This is a genomic window from Aeromonas sp. 600276, from assembly GCF_049175815.1.
GTDB classification, from domain to species: Bacteria; Pseudomonadota; Gammaproteobacteria; order Enterobacterales; family Aeromonadaceae; genus Aeromonas; species Aeromonas dhakensis.
This window is the reverse complement of the sequence record NZ_JAAKVU010000014.1, coordinates 69,289-87,882: the sequence shown is the minus strand read 5'-3', so window position 1 is coordinate 87,882 and position 18,594 is coordinate 69,289. Positions and strand designations below refer to the sequence as shown.

The 18,594-nt window shown below is 59.3% G+C and carries 18 protein-coding genes; 6 read left to right on the top strand and 12 right to left on the bottom strand.

The features are described 5' to 3' along the window. Positions 1-15 precede the first annotated feature (15 nt). Both G5134_RS14765 and typA read right to left on the bottom strand, forming a co-directional pair. On the bottom strand, positions 16-888 hold the full coding sequence (locus G5134_RS14765) for a virulence factor BrkB family protein (RefSeq protein ID WP_010635440.1): 873 nt from the start codon (positions 886-888) through the stop codon (positions 16-18). Between the two features lie 171 nt (positions 889-1,059). Next, a complete protein-coding gene (gene typA, locus G5134_RS14760) occupies positions 1,060-2,871 on the bottom strand; it encodes a translational GTPase TypA (RefSeq protein WP_005307808.1) in 1,812 nt (603 codons plus the stop codon). 352 nt (positions 2,872-3,223) lie between these two features. On the opposite strand from typA, the gene glnA reads away from it, so the two are divergent. The 5 genes from glnA to add all read left to right on the top strand — a co-directional run bounded on the left by glnA (position 3,224) and on the right by add (position 9,013). Further along, complete coding sequence (gene glnA / locus G5134_RS14755) at positions 3,224-4,633, top strand: glutamate--ammonia ligase (RefSeq protein WP_005307807.1); 1,410 nt, start codon at positions 3,224-3,226, stop codon at positions 4,631-4,633. Positions 4,634-4,724: 91 nt separating this feature from the next. Beyond that, positions 4,725-5,306, top strand: a complete 582-nt coding sequence (locus tag G5134_RS14750; RefSeq protein WP_005307806.1) for a DUF4124 domain-containing protein — start codon at positions 4,725-4,727, stop codon at positions 5,304-5,306. Positions 5,307-5,386: 80 nt separating this feature from the next. After that, complete coding sequence (gene glnL / locus G5134_RS14745; protein WP_005307805.1) at positions 5,387-6,442, top strand: nitrogen regulation protein NR(II); 1,056 nt, start codon at positions 5,387-5,389, stop codon at positions 6,440-6,442. A 9-nt stretch (positions 6,443-6,451) separates the two neighbouring features. Further along, positions 6,452-7,870, top strand: a complete 1,419-nt coding sequence (gene glnG, locus G5134_RS14740) for a nitrogen regulation protein NR(I) (protein ID WP_005307804.1) — start codon at positions 6,452-6,454, stop codon at positions 7,868-7,870. A 141-nt stretch (positions 7,871-8,011) separates the two neighbouring features. Beyond that, entirely contained in the window at positions 8,012-9,013 is a 1,002-nt protein-coding gene (add, locus tag G5134_RS14735; RefSeq protein WP_065017234.1) for an adenosine deaminase, read from the top strand. A gap of 68 nt (positions 9,014-9,081) precedes the next feature. Here add and hemN read toward each other — a convergent pair whose 3' ends face one another. The 4 genes from hemN to G5134_RS14715 form a co-directional block, all read right to left on the bottom strand. Beyond that, a complete protein-coding gene (gene hemN / locus G5134_RS14730; RefSeq protein ID WP_065017233.1) occupies positions 9,082-10,455 on the bottom strand; it encodes an oxygen-independent coproporphyrinogen III oxidase in 1,374 nt (457 codons plus the stop codon). Between the two features lie 26 nt (positions 10,456-10,481). Next, positions 10,482-10,922, bottom strand: coding sequence for a DUF2489 domain-containing protein (locus G5134_RS14725; protein WP_005307801.1), 441 nt, complete (start codon positions 10,920-10,922; stop codon positions 10,482-10,484). 11 nt (positions 10,923-10,933) lie between these two features. Then, on the bottom strand, positions 10,934-11,512 hold the full coding sequence (yihI, locus tag G5134_RS14720) for a Der GTPase-activating protein YihI (RefSeq protein WP_026141129.1): 579 nt from the start codon (positions 11,510-11,512) through the stop codon (positions 10,934-10,936). Positions 11,513-12,342: 830 nt separating this feature from the next. Continuing rightward, entirely contained in the window at positions 12,343-12,960 is a 618-nt protein-coding gene (locus tag G5134_RS14715; RefSeq protein ID WP_005307797.1) for a c-type cytochrome, read from the bottom strand. 142 nt (positions 12,961-13,102) lie between these two features. On the opposite strand from G5134_RS14715, the gene yihA reads away from it, so the two are divergent. Next, positions 13,103-13,753 carry a ribosome biogenesis GTP-binding protein YihA/YsxC gene (yihA, locus tag G5134_RS14710; RefSeq protein ID WP_005307794.1) on the top strand — a complete coding sequence of 217 codons (651 nt, stop codon included), beginning with the start codon at positions 13,103-13,105 and terminating at the stop codon, positions 13,751-13,753. Between the two features lie 790 nt (positions 13,754-14,543). Here the strand turns inward: yihA and G5134_RS14705 are convergent. From G5134_RS14705 to G5134_RS14680, 6 genes are all read right to left on the bottom strand, one after another. Continuing rightward, complete coding sequence (locus tag G5134_RS14705; RefSeq protein ID WP_017783306.1) at positions 14,544-14,804, bottom strand: DUF1488 domain-containing protein; 261 nt, start codon at positions 14,802-14,804, stop codon at positions 14,544-14,546. Then, positions 14,801-15,622: a shikimate dehydrogenase gene (gene aroE / locus G5134_RS14700; protein WP_017778610.1), complete on the bottom strand. Its 822-nt coding sequence runs from the start codon at positions 15,620-15,622 to the stop codon at positions 14,801-14,803. Before aroE ends, G5134_RS14705 begins: the two co-directional genes overlap by 4 nt. A gap of 102 nt (positions 15,623-15,724) precedes the next feature. Beyond that, on the bottom strand, positions 15,725-16,633 hold the full coding sequence (hemF, locus tag G5134_RS14695) for an oxygen-dependent coproporphyrinogen oxidase (RefSeq protein ID WP_042005820.1): 909 nt from the start codon (positions 16,631-16,633) through the stop codon (positions 15,725-15,727). Positions 16,634-16,739: 106 nt separating this feature from the next. After that, a complete protein-coding gene (locus tag G5134_RS14690; protein ID WP_005307782.1) occupies positions 16,740-17,300 on the bottom strand; it encodes a Sua5/YciO/YrdC/YwlC family protein in 561 nt (186 codons plus the stop codon). Between the two features lie 131 nt (positions 17,301-17,431). Next, the gene (gene purE / locus G5134_RS14685) at positions 17,432-17,935 is read right to left on the bottom strand and encodes a 5-(carboxyamino)imidazole ribonucleotide mutase (protein ID WP_005307779.1); all 504 of its coding nucleotides are present in this window, start codon (positions 17,933-17,935) and stop codon (positions 17,432-17,434) included. A gap of 74 nt (positions 17,936-18,009) precedes the next feature. Then, on the bottom strand, positions 18,010-18,567 hold the full coding sequence (locus G5134_RS14680; RefSeq protein ID WP_065017232.1) for a type I DNA topoisomerase: 558 nt from the start codon (positions 18,565-18,567) through the stop codon (positions 18,010-18,012). Positions 18,568-18,594: the final 27 nt, after the last annotated feature.

Here is an 18,594-nt window from a genome sequence, read left to right as displayed (position 1 = left end):
CAGCAAGGGGCCGGGTCAGGCCAACTCATCGGCACCCGGTCGCTCATATTCACCGAGGCAGGCGGTGGTTTCCGCGCCAAGCAAGACCACCAGCCAGCTCAGGTAGACCCAGACAAACAGAATGGGAATGGTCGCCAGCGCGCCATAGATGGCCTGATAGGAGGGGAAGTTGGTGATATAGATGGCAAAACCGCGCTTGGCCAGCTCGAACAGGGTGGCCGCCACCAGGGCGCCGATGAAGGCGTGCATCAGCCGCACCTTGCAGTTGGGCACCACGGTATAGACCAGCAGGAAGGTCAGTACCGAGAACAGGAACGGCAGGCCGCGCAGCAACAGATAGCCGATGCCGAACAGGCTCTCGGCCCCGAACAGCCGCAGCGAGAAGATATAGGAGGAGATGGCGATACTGGCCCCGATAAGCACCGGACCCAGAGTCAGGATCATCCAGTACATGGCGAATGCCTGGGCCAGTGGCCTGCTTTGGGTGGAGCGCCAGATGTAGTTGAGGTTCTTGTCGATGGCCGAGATCAGCATCAGCGCCACCACGATCAGGGCACCGATGCCGACCGCCGTGGTGTTGGTGGCGTTGGCCACGAAGCCGTCGATGTACTCCTTGAGCATCTCGCCGGCGGTGGGTACGAAGTTGTGATAGACGAACTGCTCCATCGCCTGCTTCAGGCTCTGGAACACCGGAAAGGCCGACATCATGCCGAACACCACGGCGATCATGGGCACCAGGGAGAGCAGGGTGACATAGGCCAGATAGCCAGCGGTAACCGTCAGCCTGTCCTGCTGGAAACGGCCCCAGACGAACTGGGCGAAATGGCGCCCATCATGGCGCAAGAAAGAGAGGGCGTGACCGAGACGGCCACCGGATTTCAGCTGCATTGTGCTTCCCGATGTCTTCATCATGCCGACATTGTGTCAGATCCCGTCACCGTTTGACCACCCGCGAGCCGGCCGGATGCGACTCGTCCGGGCGCGACTGTGGCTCCTTCTGCGGGAAACGACCATAAAAAAAGAGGCCCGCAGGCCTCTTTTCATCGCTGATGCAGCGGATCAAGCACGACCGGCGCGCTTGCGGTCCAGCTCGGTCAGCAGCTTCTTGCGGATACGGATGCTCTTCGGAGTGACTTCAACCAGTTCGTCGTTGTCGATGAACTCCAGAGCCTGTTCCAGAGACATGCGGATCGGCGGAGTCAGCACCTGGGCTTCGTCGGTACCGGAGGCACGCATGTTGGTCAGCTGTTTGCCCTTCAGGCAGTTGACGGTCAGGTCGTTGGAGCGGGAGTGAATACCGATCACCTGGCCTTCGTATACTTCGGTCGCGTGACCGATGAACAGACGACCACGGTCTTGCAGACCGAACAGGGCATAGGTCAGCGCCTTGCCGGTAGCGTTGGAGATCAGCACGCCGTTCTGACGCTCACCGATGCTGCCACCCTTGTGCGGACCGTAGTGGTCGAAGGTGTGGTACAGCAGACCGGTACCTGAGGTCAGGGTCATGAACTCGGTCTGGAAGCCGATCAGGCCACGGCTCGGGATCATGAAGTCGAGGCGAACACGGCCTTTGCCATCCGGAGTCATGTTGGTCATCTCGCCCTTACGCAGGCCGAGTTGCTCCATAACGGAACCCTGGTGTGCTTCTTCCACGTCCACGGTTACGGTTTCGAACGGTTCTTGCAGAACGCCATCCACGGTGCGCAGGATAACTTCCGGACGGGATACCGCCAGCTCGTAACCTTCGCGACGCATGTTTTCGATCAGGATGGAGAGGTGCAGTTCACCACGGCCGGAGACACGGAACTTGTCCGGATCGTCGGTCTCTTCCACACGCAGGGCCACGTTGTGGACCAGCTCCTGGTTCAGACGCTCCAGGATGTTGCGGGAGGTCACGAACTTGCCCTCTTTACCGGCGAACGGAGAGGTGTTGACCTGGAAGGTCATGTTCACGGTCGGCTCGTCAACGGAGAGCGGCGGCAGCGCTTCAACGGCACCGTTGTCGCAGATGGTGTCGGAGATCTTCAGCTCGCCCAGACCGGTGATGGCGATGATGTCGCCAGCTTGCGCATCGGCCACTTCGGTACGGGACAGACCCAGGTAGCCCAGCACCTGGCCAACTTTGCCGGTACGGGTCTTGCCATCGGCACCCACCACGGTCACCTGCTGGTTGGTCTTGACGCGACCACGGGTGATGCGGCCGATACCGATAACTCCCACGTAGGAGTTGTAGTCCAGCTGGGAGATCTGCATCTGGAAGGCACCGTCGGTGTCGGCGGCAGGCGCTTCCACGTTGTCGACGATGGCCTGGAACAGGGGTTCCATGTTCTCGGACTCGACGTCTTGATCCAGGGTGGCCCAACCGTTCAGTGCAGAGGCGTAAACAACCTTGAAGTCCAGTTGCTCATCGGTGGCGCCCAGGTTGTCGAACAGATCGAAGACCTGATCCATTACCCAATCAGGACGAGCACCCGGACGGTCGATCTTGTTGATGACCACGATCGGCTTCAGACCCTGGGCGAACGCCTTCTGGGTCACGAAACGGGTCTGCGGCATCGGGCCGTCAACGGCGTCAACCAGCAGCAGTACGGAGTCAACCATGGAGAGCACACGCTCAACTTCACCACCGAAGTCGGCGTGACCCGGGGTATCCACGATGTTGATGCGGTAGTCGTTCCAGCGGATCGCAGTGTTCTTGGCGAGAATGGTGATGCCACGTTCCCGTTCCAGATCATTGGAGTCCATGATCCGTTCCTGACCTTCGCTGGTGCGATCCAGAGTGCCGGATTGCTGCAGCAGCTTGTCCACCAGCGTGGTTTTGCCGTGGTCAACGTGCGCAATAATCGCAATATTGCGTAAATTCTCTAACATTCTCGCCTCAAATCACCGGGTAAAATTGGGCGCTAATTGTACTCTCGCCTTTGTGATCTGCCTAGCAGAATTGCAGTACATTCGCGCATAACAGGGGATCAGGATCATAGACCTTCTCATCAAAGCCTGCTTAGATAGGGGCCGACCGTATACCACGCACCATTTTAGTGCACCAAAACGATCCAAGGTTGCACTACTTTGAGGCGTAACGCGCTGAGATAGCGAGTCTCGGGGCAGGCCCGTAGTCGCAAATGCCCTGAAATCAAGCTGTCACAAACTTGGCACGATACTGGCTTATGTGAATGTGATGACGCATTCACCCTAAGAGTTTTAACACCGGAGGTTACTTAGCATGTCAGCCCAGAACGTTTTGGCCCTGATCCAGGAACACGAAGTCAAGTTTGTCGACCTGCGCTTTACCGATACCAAGGGTAAAGAGCAGCACGTATCCATCCCAGCCCACCAGGTCGACGAAGATTTCTTCGAAGACGGCAAGATGTTCGACGGCTCCTCCATCGGCGGCTGGAAAGGCATCAACGAATCAGACATGGTGCTGATGCCGGATCCTGCCTCTGCCAAGCTGGACCCGTTCACCGAAGAGACCACCCTGAACATCGTCTGTGACGTGCTGGAACCCGCTACCATGCAGGGTTACGACCGCGATCCGCGCTCCATCGCCAAACGTGCCGAAGACTTCCTGAAAGCCAGCGGTATCGCCGACACCGTGCTGTTCGGGCCGGAGCCGGAATTCTTCATGTTCGACAACATCACCTTCTCGAACACCATGGGTCACAGCTTCGTGAAGATCGAATCCGAAGAAGCCGCCTGGAACTCCGGTACCAACTACGAGCACGGCAACAAAGGCCACCGTCCGTTCGTGAAGGGCGGTTACTTCCCGGTTGCTCCGGTCGACTCCTCTCAGGACATCCGCGCCGCCATGTGTCTGGTGCTGGAAGAGATGGGCCAGGTCGTTGAGGCTCACCACCACGAAGTGGCCACTGCTGGTCAGAACGAGATCGCCACCCGCTTCAACACCCTTACCCTGAAGGCTGACGAAGTACAGGTACTGAAGTACGTGATCCACAATGTGGCCCACGCCTACAACAAGACCGTCACCTTCATGCCGAAACCCATGTTCGGTGACAACGGCTCCGGCATGCACTGCCACCAGTCTCTGGCCAAGAACGGCGTCAACCTGTTCGCCGGCGACCTGTACGGCGGTCTGTCCGAGATGGCGCTGCACTACATCGGCGGCATCATCAAGCACGCCAAGGCCATCAACGCCTTCGCCAACCCGACCACCAACTCCTACAAGCGTCTGGTACCGGGTTATGAAGCACCGGTCATGCTGGCCTACTCCGCCCGCAACCGCTCTGCCTCCATCCGTATCCCGGTCGTGCCGAGCCCGAAAGCGCGCCGCATCGAAGTCCGCTTCCCGGATCCGGCTGCCAACCCGTATCTGGCCTTCGCTGCCCAGCTGATGGCCGGTCTGGACGGCATCATCAACAAGATCCATCCGGGCGATGCCATGGACAAGAACCTGTACGATCTGCCGCCGGAAGAGGCTGCCGAAGTGCCGACCGTGGCCGGCTCTCTGGACGAAGCCCTGGCCGCGCTGGATGCGGATCGCGAGTTCCTGACCCGCGGTGGCGTGTTCAGCGACGACTTCATCAACTCCTATCTGGAGCTGAAGCAGCAGGACGTTGACCGTGTGCGCATGACCCCGCACCCGCTGGAATTTGAACTGTACTACTCCGTTTAATCCGGATCCCAGCTCAGAACTTGACCAAACCCGCCGACAGGCGGGTTTTTTCTCTGATAGGATTAAGCAGAATCCCGTCAAGGAGAGATGGATGAAAACCGCCTACCCAGTATGGATGCTGAGCCTGTTGCTGCTGGCCACCAGTGCCGCCCAGGCCGCCAAGGTATACTCCTGGACCGACAACCAGGGGGTCGTCCACTACACGGATGCTCCGCCCCCGGGACAGAAGGCCAAGGAGGTAGATCTGCGCGTCGCCCCCTTCATCGGCACTGCCCCCCGCTCGGTCCAGGTGGACAATTTCAACAGCCTGACCGGTGTCGATGCCAAAAAAGAGAAGGAAGCGGCCAAGCTGGTGATCGAACTGCTCTCCCCGGAACAGGGCAGCACCCTGCGCGACAACACTGGCAACGTGGTGTTCCAGGGCCAGGTCAGGCCCCAGCCGCCCACCCAGTATGACGTGCGCCTGACCCTGGACGGCAAGGCGGCCCCCCTCGTCAACAACGCCCTCGCCATCCGGGTCGAAAACCTGGATCGGGGTGCCCACGAGGCCCAGCTCGAGCTGCTCGCCAAAGACGGTACGATCCTTGCTAAATCCAAGGCAGTCACCTTCTACCTGCACCGGGCCAGCATCAATTCAGCCCCCAAAGCGACCCCGCTCAACAACAAGGGATGATCCTGTGCCTCGATACGGGTAGACTAAATGCACCACATTGGTGCATAGCTGGTGTATAGCACCGTTTTAGGGAGAAACCAGTGCCAACCCGCCCGGATCAAGCCAGGATACTGCTCGACAACCTGCTGACCGCCGTCATCCTGATGGATGAACGGCTCTGCATCCAGTTCGTCAACCCCGCCGCCGAGCAACTGCTCTCCCTCAGTCAGCGCCGATTGATCGGCATCGAGCTGCCTCATCTGCTGGAACATATCTCCCTCGATCTGCAGCGTCTCAAGCAGTGCCTCAGTTCGGGGCAGGGCTTCACCGACAGCGAAGTCACCCTGGTGGTGGAAGGGGAGCCCAGACTGGTGGAAATGAGCGTCAGCCCGCTAGCCGACCACGAACAGCGGCTGATGGTGGTGGAGCTGCGCAAGATCGACCAGCAGAAGAAGATCAGTCAGGAGTTGCAGCAACATGCCCAGCAGCAGGCGGCCAAGGAGCTGGTACGCGGCCTGGCCCACGAGATCAAGAATCCCCTCGGCGGTCTGCGCGGCGCGGCCCAGCTGCTGCAAAAGGAGCTGCCCGACCCCGCCCTGCGCGAATATACCGGCATCATCATCGAACAGGCCGATCGGCTGCGGGTGCTGGTCGACCGGCTGCTCGGCCCCCAGCGCCCCGGTCGCCACCAGATGCACAACGTACACTCGGTGCTGGAGCAGGTGCGTCGGCTGGTAGAGCTGGAGCTGCCGCCGACGGTACGCATCGAGCGGGATTACGATCCCAGCATTCCGGAGTTCGAGATGGAGCCGGACCAGCTGCAGCAGGCCTTTCTCAATATGGTGCGCAACGCCGCCGAAGCCATCGGTGAGCAGACCGGCCTCATCCGCATCAAGACCCGCACCGCGTTCCAGATCACCATCCACGGCCAGCGCTACCGGCTGGCGGCCGAGATCAAGATCATCGACAACGGCCCCGGCATCCCGGATGCCATCCGCGACACCCTCTTCTATCCGATGATCACCGGCAAGGAGGGGGGCACCGGGCTCGGCCTCTCCATCGCCCAGAATCTGATCGACCAGCACAAGGGGCGGATCGACTGCATCAGCTGGCCCGGCCATACCGAATTCACCATCTTTCTACCGCTTCGCAAATAAGGGAACGTCATGACAGCAAAAGTGTGGATCGTCGATGACGATAGTTCTATCCGCTGGGTGCTGGAGCGCACCCTCGGCAGTGAAGGCTTCGAGTGCGAGAGCTTCGCCGATGGCGAGGCGCTGCTGAGCTCGCTGGAGATGCGCTCGCCGGACGTGATCCTCTCCGACATCCGCATGCCCGGCATCGACGGCCTCAGCCTGCTTGAGCAGATCCATCGCCGCCAGGCCGACCTGCCCATCATCATCATGACCGCCCACTCGGATCTCGACAGCGCAGTCAACGCCTACCAGCGCGGCGCCTTCGAATACCTGCCCAAGCCGTTCGACATCGACGAGGCTGTGACTCTAGTGCGCCGCGCCGAGAATCACCTCAAGGAGCAGCGCACCAAGCGCAAGGCACGCCAGCAGGATCCGGCCAGCAGCCCGGAGATCATCGGCGAGGCGCCGGCCATGCAGGAGGTATTCCGCGCCATCGGCCGGCTGTCGCGCTCCAGCATCTCGGTACTGATCAACGGCCAGAGCGGCACCGGCAAGGAGCTGGTCGCCCACGCCCTGCACAAGCACAGCCCGCGCGCCCACAAGAACTTCATCGCCCTCAACATGGCGGCCATCCCGAAAGATCTCATCGAGTCGGAACTGTTCGGCCATGAGAAGGGGGCCTTCACCGGCGCCAACAACATCCGCCACGGCCGCTTCGAACAGGCCGACGGCGGCACCCTGTTTCTCGACGAGATAGGCGACATGCCGCTGGATGTGCAGACCCGGCTGCTGCGGGTGCTTGCCGACGGCCAGTTCTACCGGGTCGGTGGCCATCAGCCGGTACAGGTGGATGTGCGGATCATCGCCGCCACCCACCAGAACCTGGAGAAACGGGTGGCCGACGGCGAGTTTCGGGAAGACCTGTTCCACCGCCTCAACGTCATCCGCATCCACATTCCCGCCCTCAAGGAACGGCGCGAAGACATTCCCCAACTGGCCCGTCACTTTCTGCTGCGGGCAGCCAAGGAGCTGAACGTGGAGGCCAAGAGCCTGCATCCGGATACCCAGGCCTATATCAGCCGTCTGCCCTGGCCCGGCAACGTGCGCCAGCTGGAGAACGTCTGCCGCTGGCTCACCGTGATGGCCTCGGGGCAGGAGGTGCTGGTGAGCGACCTGCCCACCGAGCTGTTGACTCCCATCACCAGCACCGCCGAGCCGGGCCAGCCGGCGCTGTCCGGCGGCTGGCAGCAGCAGTTGCAGGATTGGGTCGCCGCCAAGCTGGCGCTGGGGGAGACCGACATCCTGGCCGATGCCCTGCCCCAGTTCGAGCGGATCATGCTGGAAACCGCGCTGGACCATACCCATGGCCACAAACAGGAGGCGGCGCGCCTGCTCGGTTGGGGACGCAATACCCTCACCCGCAAGCTGAAGGAACTCGACCTCTCCTGAGTCCCGAGGAAAAACGATTCCCATCACGCCTTGGCAAATCGCCGACCAATAAGACCCCGTTTGATTTCAAACGGGGTATCTTTTTTGGAAGCCCCGCCTAGAATGGCAGGCTTTCCAACCCGACTCGAAGAAGGCGCCATCATGATTGACAGATCTCTTCCCCTGACCGACCTGCACCGCCATCTGGACGGCAACATCCGTCCGCAGACCATCCTCGAGCTGGGACGTCAGCACAATATCCAGCTGCCGGCAGACGAACTCGAAGCGCTGCGCCCGCACGTGCAGATCGTCGAGAACGAGCCGAGCCTGGTCGCCTTCCTGAAGAAACTGGACTGGGGCGTGGCTGTGCTGGCCGACTACGATGCCTGCCGCCGGGTGGCCTACGAGAACGTGGAAGATCTGCTGCGCGCCGGCATCGACTATGCCGAACTGCGTTTCAGTCCGGCCTACATGGCGATGACCCACAAGCTGCATCCGCAGGGTGTGGTCGAAGCCATCATCGACGGCGTGGCGGCCGGTAGCCGCGACTTCGGCATCAAGACCAACCTGATCGGCATCATGAGCCGCACCTTCGGCACCGAGCAGTGCAAGCAGGAGCTGGATGCCTGCCTGGCTCATCGCGACAAGCTGGTTGCCATCGATCTGGCCGGCGACGAGCTGGGCTTCCCGGGCGAGCTGTTCACCGAGCACTTCCGCCGGGTGCGCGATGCGGGCATGCGCGTCACCGTGCACGCCGGTGAGGCCGCCGGTCCCGAAAGCATGTGGCAGGCCATTCGCGAGCTGGGGGCCGAGCGTATCGGCCACGGCGTCAAGGCGATTCAGGATCCAGCCCTGATGGCCTACCTGGCCGAGCACCGCATCGGCATCGAATCCTGCCTCACCTCCAACATTCAGACCACCACGGTGGCGAGCCTGAGCGAGCACCCGATCCGCCAGTTCCTGGCCGCCGGCGTGCTGGCCTGTCTCAACACCGACGACCCGGCGGTAGAGGGGATCGACCTGCCCCACGAATACGAGGTGGCGGCCCCGGCTGCCGGCATGACGATGAGCGAGATCCGCACCGCCCAGCAGAATGGCCTGACCCTGGCCTTCCTGAGCGAGAGCGAAAAGGCCGAGCTGAGCGCCCGCGCAGCCCAGCGCTGAGTACAGCCAGGCCCAATAAAAAAACCGCCGAGAGGCGGTTTTTTTATTTTCCAACAGCATCGACCGGCTTAGATCACCCGGGAGAACTGCTGCTGGCGCGCCTTGCTCCGCAGGTAGACATCGAAACACATGCAGATATTGCGGATCAGCAGCTGACCGGTGGAGACCACCTCCAGCCCCTCTTCGGTCATGCGCACCAGACCGTCATCGATGAAGGTCTGCAGCAGCTTGAGATCCTCGGCGAAGTACTCCTTGAACACCAGACCATGGGCCTGCTCGACGGCGGCAAAGTTCAGGGAAAAATCGCAGATGAGGCGCTTGATCACCTCGCGGCGGATCAGGTCGTCCCGGTTGAGGGAGCACCCCTTCCACTGGGCGTGCCCCAGCTTTTCTACCTGGCCATAGTAGGCTTTGAGCTCTTTCTGGTTCTGGGAATAGGCATCGCCGATCATGCTGATGGAGGAGACCCCCAGCCCCAGCAGGTCACAATCCCCCTGGGTGGTATAGCCCTGGAAGTTGCGGTGCAGCTTGCCCTCACGCTGGGCCACCGCCAGCTCGTCGTCCGGCTTGGCGAAGTGATCCATGCCGATGAACTGGTAACCGCGGCCAGTCAGGAAGGCGATGGTGTCCTGCAGCATGGCCAGCTTCTCCTGCGGCGCCGGCATGTCCGCCTCCTTCAGCTTGTGCTGGGCGGCAAAACGGCTCGGCAGGTGGGCATAGTTGAAGATGGAGAGGCGCGCCGGGTCGGTCTTGAGCACCTCTTCCAGGGTGTGGTGGAAGCTCTCACGGTTCTGGTGTGGCAGGCCGTAGATGAGATCCAGGTTGGTGGAACGAAAACCCAGTTCGCGGGCTCGCTCCAGCATGGCGCGGATGAAGTCGTTGTCCTGCTCGCGGTTGACCGCGACCTGGACCTCCTTGTTGAAATCCTGCACGCCAAGACTGATGCGGTTGAAGCCGATTTCCCGCAGCACATCCAGCATGGAGAGCTCGATCTCGCGCGGATCCACCTCGATGCTGATCTCCCCCTCTTCGGCGAAATGGAAGTGCTCCCGCAACATGGTCATCAGTCGGCGGGTCTGGGGTTCATCCAGATAGGTGGGCGTGCCGCCGCCCCAGTGCAGCTGGGTCACCAGCCGCTCCTTGAACAGCGGGGCCTGTGCCTTGATCTCCTGCTCGAGGTAATCGAGGTACTGGTCAGCCTTGTGGCGGTGACGGGTGATCACCTTGTTGCAGCCGCAGTAGTAGCAGAGCTTGTGACAGAAGGGGATGTGCACGTAAAGCGACAGGTTGCGCGCCGGATACTGGCTCGCGGCCTGGACGAAGTCCGGATAACCGAAGCCCTCGTTGAACTCCAGCGCAGTGGGATAGGAGGTATAACGCGGGCCGCTGTAATTATATTTTTCGATCAGGGCCTGATCCCACACAATCTGTTCTGCTTGCACGCTTGCTTCCTCTTGTTGTTATTGGCTCACCGGCTTAACTGAAAATCCTTCAGTCGGGCCACATCCTTGAGGATCTGCGCCTCCAGCTCGGCCTCATAGCCACTGCGTTCGAGATCCATCTTCATGATTTCATTGCGCTTGAGGGCCCGCCTCGCCTCATGGGTCGGCATCTCTTTCACCTTCTCGTAGAGACCGTACAGACCCGGAAATTCACCGGCAAAGGCACGACCGCCCTTGATCTGCAGTGCATCGAGCAGGTTGGTCAGCCGGATGGCACCTTCGGAGTAGTCGCACTGGCCGTCTCGTACCGCGTGGGCGATGACCCTGACGCTCTCGAGAATACGCTCATTGCGGGCCGCGATGGCCTGCTGCTGGCTGTCGTGCTGGCGCTTGAGACGGGCCAGCAGGGAACCGGCATAGAAGGCCAGCCCCAACAAAATCAGGCCGCCCAACAGGGCGGCCAGCATCCATCCACTCATCACTTTTTCTTCGGCTCAGGCTTGGGCTCCGGCTGATAGTCAACCTGAGTGAAACGATCCCACAGCTCCTCTTCGGAGGCTGGCTGGCTTGGCTCATCAAAGTCGGCATCATCAAAGTCCATGTCGTCTTCGTCGTCATCGTTGTCGATGATGCCAAGCTCGTCCATCAGCTCCTGATAGCGATCGACCCGCTGATCGACCCAGGCCTGCTCGGTCGCTTCCAGGGTTTCACCAGCATCCAGACGATCCAGCAGGTCATTGAGGCGATCATCATTCTCGATGGAGGCCAGCTCCTGCTCGGGGGTCATCACCAGCTTCTTCTCTTTGGCGGGTTTGGGCGCCACCGGCTTGCCACCCTTCTCTTCCACGATCAGGGCAACCGGCTTGCGGGAACCGATACGCGGGTCCTTGGCCTGCTTGGTACCGCCTTTCTTGCCGCTCTGCTCGACTTGCTGGCGGGATCCGGCCTTCAAGCCCTTGCGCTTGGCGGCGCGCTTGCGCTCACGGCCTTCCTGGGCACTGGCCTCTGATTCTTTGCGCTTACCGGCGGGCTTGCGATTGGGTTGTTTAGCCGACATGAATGACTGACTCCGACAAATAACTGGATTGAAACCCGTTCCCGGCCTGATGTGGGCCGAGGAGGATGCTGATACCGGGAGTGATGGACGAGAAACAAAAAGTGGGATCCCGCACCCATCCGGCCATGAATGACCGCCAAATACCGCAGGATCGGCATCCTCTGGGCATGTTGCTGGTATTTTGACACAGAATGACCGGGCGGGTTAATGACCCAAAAGAAAAAAGGCAGCCGAAGCTGCCTTGATATGTTTATGCGAGTCCCATCCCTGGCTGCAAATCACCCTGTCCGTGGTGATACGTCTGCGCATCATATCTTTGTGTGTGGTCGTCCTGACCTTAATTGGTCGATCCTGAATGTGCGTGTGCTTGCCTGACCCATGCCGACGACGTCCGGTCATCTTCTGGGGTGGTTGCGTCCCGCAGCCCCGCTCTTCCTGAACGGTCACCGTCCTGGTTTTTCAATCCTTTGCCTGCCACTTGCATGGCTCCGTGGCGTCCTGCCGCCTCGACATCCTGTCTTTCACGTCATCCCTGTCGTGAACTGCCCTGCGGGCCACTCCATGCATCCACTGTATCAACTTAATAAAGTGGCTCAATCCACCAGGAACGTTTTCAAACGGAAATAATCCATCTATTGTCATTTAACATATTGAAATTAATGAATTACTAAGCATTATTCCCGAATTTTTTAAGCCCTGGCCAGGCTCATGAATGGGAGATCTCTTACAACAATGCGAGAAAAAATTGGCCAAATGGTGTTAAAGGCCAAAAAGAAACGAGGAGCCGCTGGCTCCTCGTCAATATCAACGGGCTGGATAAACGACCACAATCAGTGCAGACCCGCCACATATTTGGACAGCACTTCGATATCCTGATCGGTCAGCTTCTTGGCCACGTCCCGCATCATGCCGTTCGGATCATTGTCACGAGCGGCAGCCCGGAAGGCGGTGAGCTGGGCCTTGATGTAGGCAGGGTGCTGGCCGGAGAGGCTCGGATACTTGGCCTGCTCGACCCCGGAACCACGAGGACCATGACAGGCGGTACAGGCAGCCAGACCGCGGCTCATGTCGCCCCCCATGTAGAGCGCCTTGCCTGCCGCCACAGCATCATCGGGCACGGCGATCGGCGTCACCTTCTGGCTGGAGAAGTAGGCAGCCAGGTCCTCCATGTCCTGCTCGGACAGGGGAAGCGCCATCGGCCCCATGATGGGAGCAACCCGACCAGTTTGGCCAGAAGCTGCAGCCTTCAGTTCAACTAACTGCTTTTTGATATATGATGCGTGCTGACCAGCAATCTTGGGATACATGTCGACAAGGCTGTTTCCGTCCGGTCCGTGACAGGCCGCGCAAACGGCAGCCTTGGTTTGTCCCGCAGCGGCATCGCCCTTGGCTTGTGCCATCCCCGTTACGCCAACCATCAGAGCAAGAGTAATGACTAGGTTCTTCATGGCGTTCCAACTTCTCGTTATTAGGCTTCCAGATCCCATGCCGCTGAAGGCATGTTAAAATAAACGCGTTTAAGCGACGCCATTTTACACGATTTCACAAAAAAGTAACTCTATAACCCTCTATCTCTATGGGGAATTTACGTTGGATACACAAACTCTGAATTTCAATAAGGTGCATTTTGTGACCAGCGCACCCGACATCCGTCACCTGCCAAATGATGGGGGTGTCGAGATTGCGTTTGCCGGCCGTTCCAACGCCGGTAAGTCATCTGCATTGAATACCTTGACCAAGCACAAGAACCTCGCGCGTACCAGTAAGACCCCGGGTCGCACCCAGTTGATCAACCTGTTCGAGCTGGAGCCGGGCAAGCGTCTGGTCGACCTGCCGGGTTACGGTTATGCGCAAGTTCCGCTGGAAATGAAGCTTAAGTGGCAAAAGTCCCTGGCTGAATATCTGCAGCGTCGCGAGTCCTTGAAAGGGCTGGTGATCCTGATGGACATCCGTCACCCGCTCAAAGATACCGACATGAACATGCTGGAGTGGAGCGCCCACCGCGCACTGCCTGTCATGCTGCTGCTGACCAAGGCCGACAAGCTGAGCCCGGGCCCGCGCAACAATCAGGTCATCAAGGTACGCCAGGCCGTGGCGGCATTGGGCCCGCATATCCAAGTGGAAGCCTTCTCCTCGCTGAACAACATCGGGGTAGAAAAGCTGGCCCAGACGCTGACCGGCTGGTATCAGGCTGGCGCCGATGAGGTGATTGACGACGAACAAGAGTCGATCGAGGAATAGCTCCCTTCTTGTTGATGCGGCAAACAACCATGCAATTGGCGGAGCGGCTCCTCCGCTGATTGAAAGGCTTTCAGCCTGTGAGTCCCCTTCTCTGCCCTCCATCCACGCTTGGCTTACCTCCCTCCAAAAATCTGAATAACCATATTGATCAATGGGATAAATAGTTAACTTTATATAAAAATTAACTTTTCATCCCATTGGCAACGTTTTCAAATTCATGCAGAGGAAAAGCGGCGATATCGCTTAATAAGTACCAAAATGAAATTTAATTACATTTTATGTGGCGAAGGGATAAAAATGAGGCCGATGCTGCAGATGCAGTACCGGCCTTAAACAATCAGTTCAAAAATTGGGAAGAAGCTAAATCTTGAGAACAAAGACGACTGGTTTTTCCTCAAGAAGCCCTTTCATTCTAACAAATATTCACCAACATTAAAGCATTTACTCTAAATGCAACCCATAAAAAAACGCCCCGATGATGACTCACCGGGGCTGCTATTCAGCCACATTCAATTACGTGAAATAAAAGGTCTGAAAGATAGAACATCTTACCTCTGTACCCTACGTTGCTAACTGTATAGCAAAGCAGCAGAAAGTGAAAGTAATTTATGTAATTTAGTTTCACGAAAAATGAATTACATAAATTTTCTTATTTTTCATACAGATAAAAAAATCCCCAGTACGAATACCGGGGCGTTATAAAGGTGACTAGCTAGCACTTCCTCAACTATCTAGTTAGTCCACGTCTCTTGGTACAAGTTCCGCTGCTTTGAGAAAAAACTCGTAAAAATCACAGATAGATTGCACCATCCTCGGCAAACTCTTGTTCTTCAATGAGTTTTTCAGCCATATCTTCAATGTCAAAACGCACGCTTTCGAAGGCCCGCAGTATGTCCTCCTCCCTGGCCAGGGAGAGACCGGTCATTTTTTCCAGTCGCCGGCGGCTGATGTAGCAGTCGACCAGTGCCCCCATCTGCTGGGCGGGAAAATGGATGCGCTGTTCATGCGGTTGCCAGTCCGCCAGCTCGGGAAACAGGATGCCTTGATTCATAGGGTCCCCAGATTGCGTTGCAGTTCTCTCAATACCTGTTTAGTCCCTGGCCGGATTCCGCGCCACACGGTAAACGCTTCGGCAGCCTGCTCCACCAGCATACCCAGCCCGTCCATGGCCTGGCGGGCACCATGTTGTCTGGCCCAACCAATAAAAGGGGTATCCGTCGCACCATACATCATGTCGTAGATAGCGATGTCGGCATGGATCAGGGCAGGATCCAGAGGCGGGAGCTCTCCCTGCAGACTGGCAGAGGTGGAGTTGATGATCAGATCGAAAGGACCGGCTAGCTGCGGGTAAGTCTGGGCACTGACGGATCCCAGATCAGCAAACTCGGCCGCCAGCTGCTCGGCCCGGGCGTGGGTCCGGTTGGCGATCACCACTTCGGCCGGCTGTTCGGCCAGCAAGGGCGCCAGGGCGCCGCGCGCCGCACCACCCGCTCCTAGCAACAGGATCCTGCTGCCGGCCAAATTCATCCCATGGGACTTGAGGTCAGCCACCAACCCGGCCCCATCGGTATTGTCCCCCAGCAATACGCCGTCATCGGTCAACTTGATGGTATTGACCGCCCCCGCCCGTTTGGCCCTGGGGCTCAGCCGGTCGACCAGGGAAAATGCCTGCTCTTTGAAGGGGACTGTAACGTTGCACCCTTTGCCGCCCTGGGTAAAGAAGGCACGCAATGCGGTGGCGAACTCCTCGACTGCCGGCTCGGCCAGACCATATTCCAGCTCTTGCTGGGTCTGCCGGGCAAAGAGGGTATGAATGAAGGGGGATTTGCTGTGGCGCACCGGGTGGCCAAAAACCAGATAACGATCCATCAAGGCGTTCCTTTAGAGGGCAATCTCCCGATTTAACGGGTTTTCCCCCGCGGGAACAAGTCGAATATCGGCAACAAGAAGGGGCCGCGATGGCCCCTTGCTTCACAGCCACTCACGCGGCTTGAGATAGTCGGTGTAGAGCTGCGCCTCCGGGCTGCCAGCCTCCGGTTGCCAGTCATACTCCCAGCGGGCCAGTGGCGGCATCGACATCAGGATCGACTCGGTACGCCCCCCCGTCTGCAGACCGAACAGGGTACCGCGGTCGTACACCAGATTGAACTCCACGTAGCGACCGCGGCGATATAACTGGAACTCCCGCTCCCGCTCGCCATAGGCATCTCCTTTGCGTCGCTCGACAATCGGCAGATAGGCGGCGAGGTAGCCTTCACCCACCGCTCGCATGAAGGCAAAACTGTCGTCAAACGGCCAGCGATTGAGATCGTCGAAGAAGAGACCGCCGACACCACGGGTCTCGCCTCTATGCTTGAGGAAGAAGTAGCGATCGCACCAGGCTTTGAACTCGGGATAGATGTCATCGCCAAACGGCTGGCAGAGGTCGTGGGAGACTTGGTGCCAGTGCCGAACGTCCTCTTCGAACGGATAGAAGGGCGTCAGATCGAAGCCCCCTCCGAACCACCAGATGGGCGCCTCCCCCTCTTTTTCGGCGATGAAGAAGCGCACGTTGGCATGGCTGGTCGGCACGTAGGGGTTGTGTGGATGGATCACCAGCGACACCCCCATGGCTTCGAACCTGCGGCCGGCCAACTCGGGGCGATGGGCCGTGGCGGAAGCAGGCATGGCATCGCCATACACATGGGAAAAGTTGACCCCCCCCTGTTCTATCACCGCGCCATGGCACAGCACCCGGGTACGGCCACCGCCGCCCCCCTCACGCTGCCAGGCATCCTCCACAAAGTGCCCGGCACCGTCAGCCTGCTCCAGTCCACGGCAGATGTCGTCCTGCAACTGCAGCAGGAAGGCCTTGACCTGGGCTACATCCGGTTTGCTCATCTTGTCTCCAGTCAGCCAGGATCGTCGCCTGACCCTATTATTGTGATGTCCTCGAACCGGCACTCCGCCCGTCCGCATAGCCACCAGACCTCGTCACCAACGCCGCTCAGGAGGGGCGAATGACGGCACCGGTTCTGGCATCCTTGATCTCGGATGGGTTGGCCTGCCCCCCCACCTCGCCGGGCAGGATATAGGCCAGCTGGCTGGCCAGCAATTCGCCGATGTCGGCCAGCCGGCGGGCAGGCTCCTCGCCAGTCAGATTGGCACTGGTGGAGACCAGCGGCTTGCCAAAGGCACGACACAGCGCCTGTACCTGTGGATGTGCCGTGACGCGCACGGCCAGGGTGTCAAATTGTCCGGTCAGCCAGGCCGGCGTATCGGGACGAGCCGGCATGATCCAGGTAAAGGGACCGGGCCAGCTGGCCTCCACCCTGGCCAGCTGCTCGCTGGTGAGCTGGTCCAAATCGATGTAATCCTGCAGCTGGGCCAGATCGGCGGCAATCAGGATCAACCCTTTCTCTACCGGTCGTTGCTTGATCGCCAGCAGGCGTTGTACCGCCGCTTCGGAATCGGGATCACATCCCAGGCCAAAAACCGCTTCGGTAGCGTAGGCAATCACCCCATCGTGCTGGAGTGCGGCAACAGCAAGTTCAAATTCTTTGGACATAAAAAATGCGACAGCCGGGCTGTCGCCTCATCATCAATTAAGGTTGACCCCGCAGGGTGGCAACCACTGTAGCCCCCTTCATCCCCCTGCCAACAACAGAGCGAAGCTGACCGTGGTTGCCGTCTCGGGGCTTACTTGAGTTGAGCCTGCAGGGCGGCATCCTTGGCCAGCACCTCGTCGGCATTCTTCTGGCGCTCGGCCCGAACCTTGGCCGCCAGTTCATCATCGGCCACCGCCAGCATCTGGGCGGCCAGATAGCCGGCATTTTTGGCACCGGCTTTACCGATAGCCACGGTTGCCACCGGCACACCACCCGGCATCTGCACGGTGGAGAGCAGGGCATCCAGCCCCTTGAGCGGGCCACCATCGATGGGCACGCCGATCACGGGACGCGTAGTGATGCCAGCCACGGCACCTGCCAGGTGAGCGGCCAGACCGGCGGCGCAGATAAAGACCTTGCAGCCACGGGCTTCGGCATCGGTTACGTACTGGTGGGTCGCTGCCGGGGTACGGTGTGCGGAAGTCACCTTCACTTCCACCGCGATGTCGAACGACTTGAGAACCTCAAGAGTGGTCTGCATCACGGGAAAATCGGAATCAGAGCCCATCAATACGGCAACGAAAGGTTTAGTCATGGCGGGAATTTCCTTACTCCAAGTGGGGGGTGGAAGGTTGCCGAAAACGTTTCAATTCGCTCAAGGCGGCGCGATTATACCCGCTCGCTCTGGTGGCCGCATTTCTTTTGCGGACAGATCCAGCGCACGCTCCCCCGCACCTTTTTCTCCACCATGATGCCCCAGCCGCACTGCGGACAAGGCATGGCAACCGGCTTGTCATTGACGACGTATTTGCAGTGGGGATAGCCGTCGCAGGAGTAGAACTGCTTGCCATAACGCGAGGTGCGACTGATCAGATGACCCTTGCCGCACTCGGGACAGAGCACCTGGGTATCGTCACTCTCCTGCAGAGATTCGATGTGCTGGCAGGCCGGATATTGGGTACAGCCCACGAACAACCCATAGCGCCCCTTCTTGATCGCCAGCGGCTGACCGCAGTCCGGACAGGCAGACCCCTCGAGCACTTTCTCGATGTCACGGCCGGAGGGGGTCAGGGAGCGAATGAAGTCGCAGGCGGGGTAGGCGGAACAGCCCAGAAAAGGGCCGTGCTTGCCCTGGCGGATCACCAGCTCGGCACCACACTGCGGGCATGGCTCACGGTCAAGCGCATGCTCGTGGGCAGAAAAGAGGTGGTGATCGATCTTTGACATGGGCCGCGCCTTGAAATCCAGATGATC

What these genes read in the sequence shown, in the direction of transcription:
- G5134_RS14765 (WP_010635440.1), bottom strand. Translation starts at nt 888, where the DNA reads ATGCAGCTGAAATCCGGTGGCCGTCTCGGTCACGCCCTCTCTTTCTTG.
- typA (WP_005307808.1), bottom strand. Translation starts at nt 2,871, where the DNA reads ATGTTAGAGAATTTACGCAATATTGCGATTATTGCGCACGTTGACCAC.
- hemF (WP_042005820.1), bottom strand. Translation starts at nt 16,633, where the DNA reads ATGAGCAAACCGGATGTAGCCCAGGTCAAGGCCTTCCTGCTGCAGTTG.
- G5134_RS14690 (WP_005307782.1), bottom strand. Translation starts at nt 17,300, where the DNA reads ATGTCCAAAGAATTTGAACTTGCTGTTGCCGCACTCCAGCACGATGGG.
- purE (WP_005307779.1), bottom strand. Translation starts at nt 17,935, where the DNA reads ATGACTAAACCTTTCGTTGCCGTATTGATGGGCTCTGATTCCGATTTT.
- G5134_RS14715 (WP_005307797.1), bottom strand. Translation starts at nt 12,960, where the DNA reads ATGAAGAACCTAGTCATTACTCTTGCTCTGATGGTTGGCGTAACGGGG.
- G5134_RS14705 (WP_017783306.1), bottom strand. Translation starts at nt 14,804, where the DNA reads ATGAATCAAGGCATCCTGTTTCCCGAGCTGGCGGACTGGCAACCGCAT.
- G5134_RS14750 (WP_005307806.1), top strand. Translation starts at nt 4,725, where the DNA reads ATGAAAACCGCCTACCCAGTATGGATGCTGAGCCTGTTGCTGCTGGCC.
- yihI (WP_026141129.1), bottom strand. Translation starts at nt 11,512, where the DNA reads ATGTCGGCTAAACAACCCAATCGCAAGCCCGCCGGTAAGCGCAAAGAA.
- glnG (WP_005307804.1), top strand. Translation starts at nt 6,452, where the DNA reads ATGACAGCAAAAGTGTGGATCGTCGATGACGATAGTTCTATCCGCTGG.
- G5134_RS14680 (WP_065017232.1), bottom strand. Translation starts at nt 18,567, where the DNA reads ATGTCAAAGATCGATCACCACCTCTTTTCTGCCCACGAGCATGCGCTT.
- add (WP_065017234.1), top strand. Translation starts at nt 8,012, where the DNA reads ATGATTGACAGATCTCTTCCCCTGACCGACCTGCACCGCCATCTGGAC.
- aroE (WP_017778610.1), bottom strand. Translation starts at nt 15,622, where the DNA reads ATGGATCGTTATCTGGTTTTTGGCCACCCGGTGCGCCACAGCAAATCC.
- glnA (WP_005307807.1), top strand. Translation starts at nt 3,224, where the DNA reads ATGTCAGCCCAGAACGTTTTGGCCCTGATCCAGGAACACGAAGTCAAG.
- G5134_RS14725 (WP_005307801.1), bottom strand. Translation starts at nt 10,922, where the DNA reads ATGCTGGCCGCCCTGTTGGGCGGCCTGATTTTGTTGGGGCTGGCCTTC.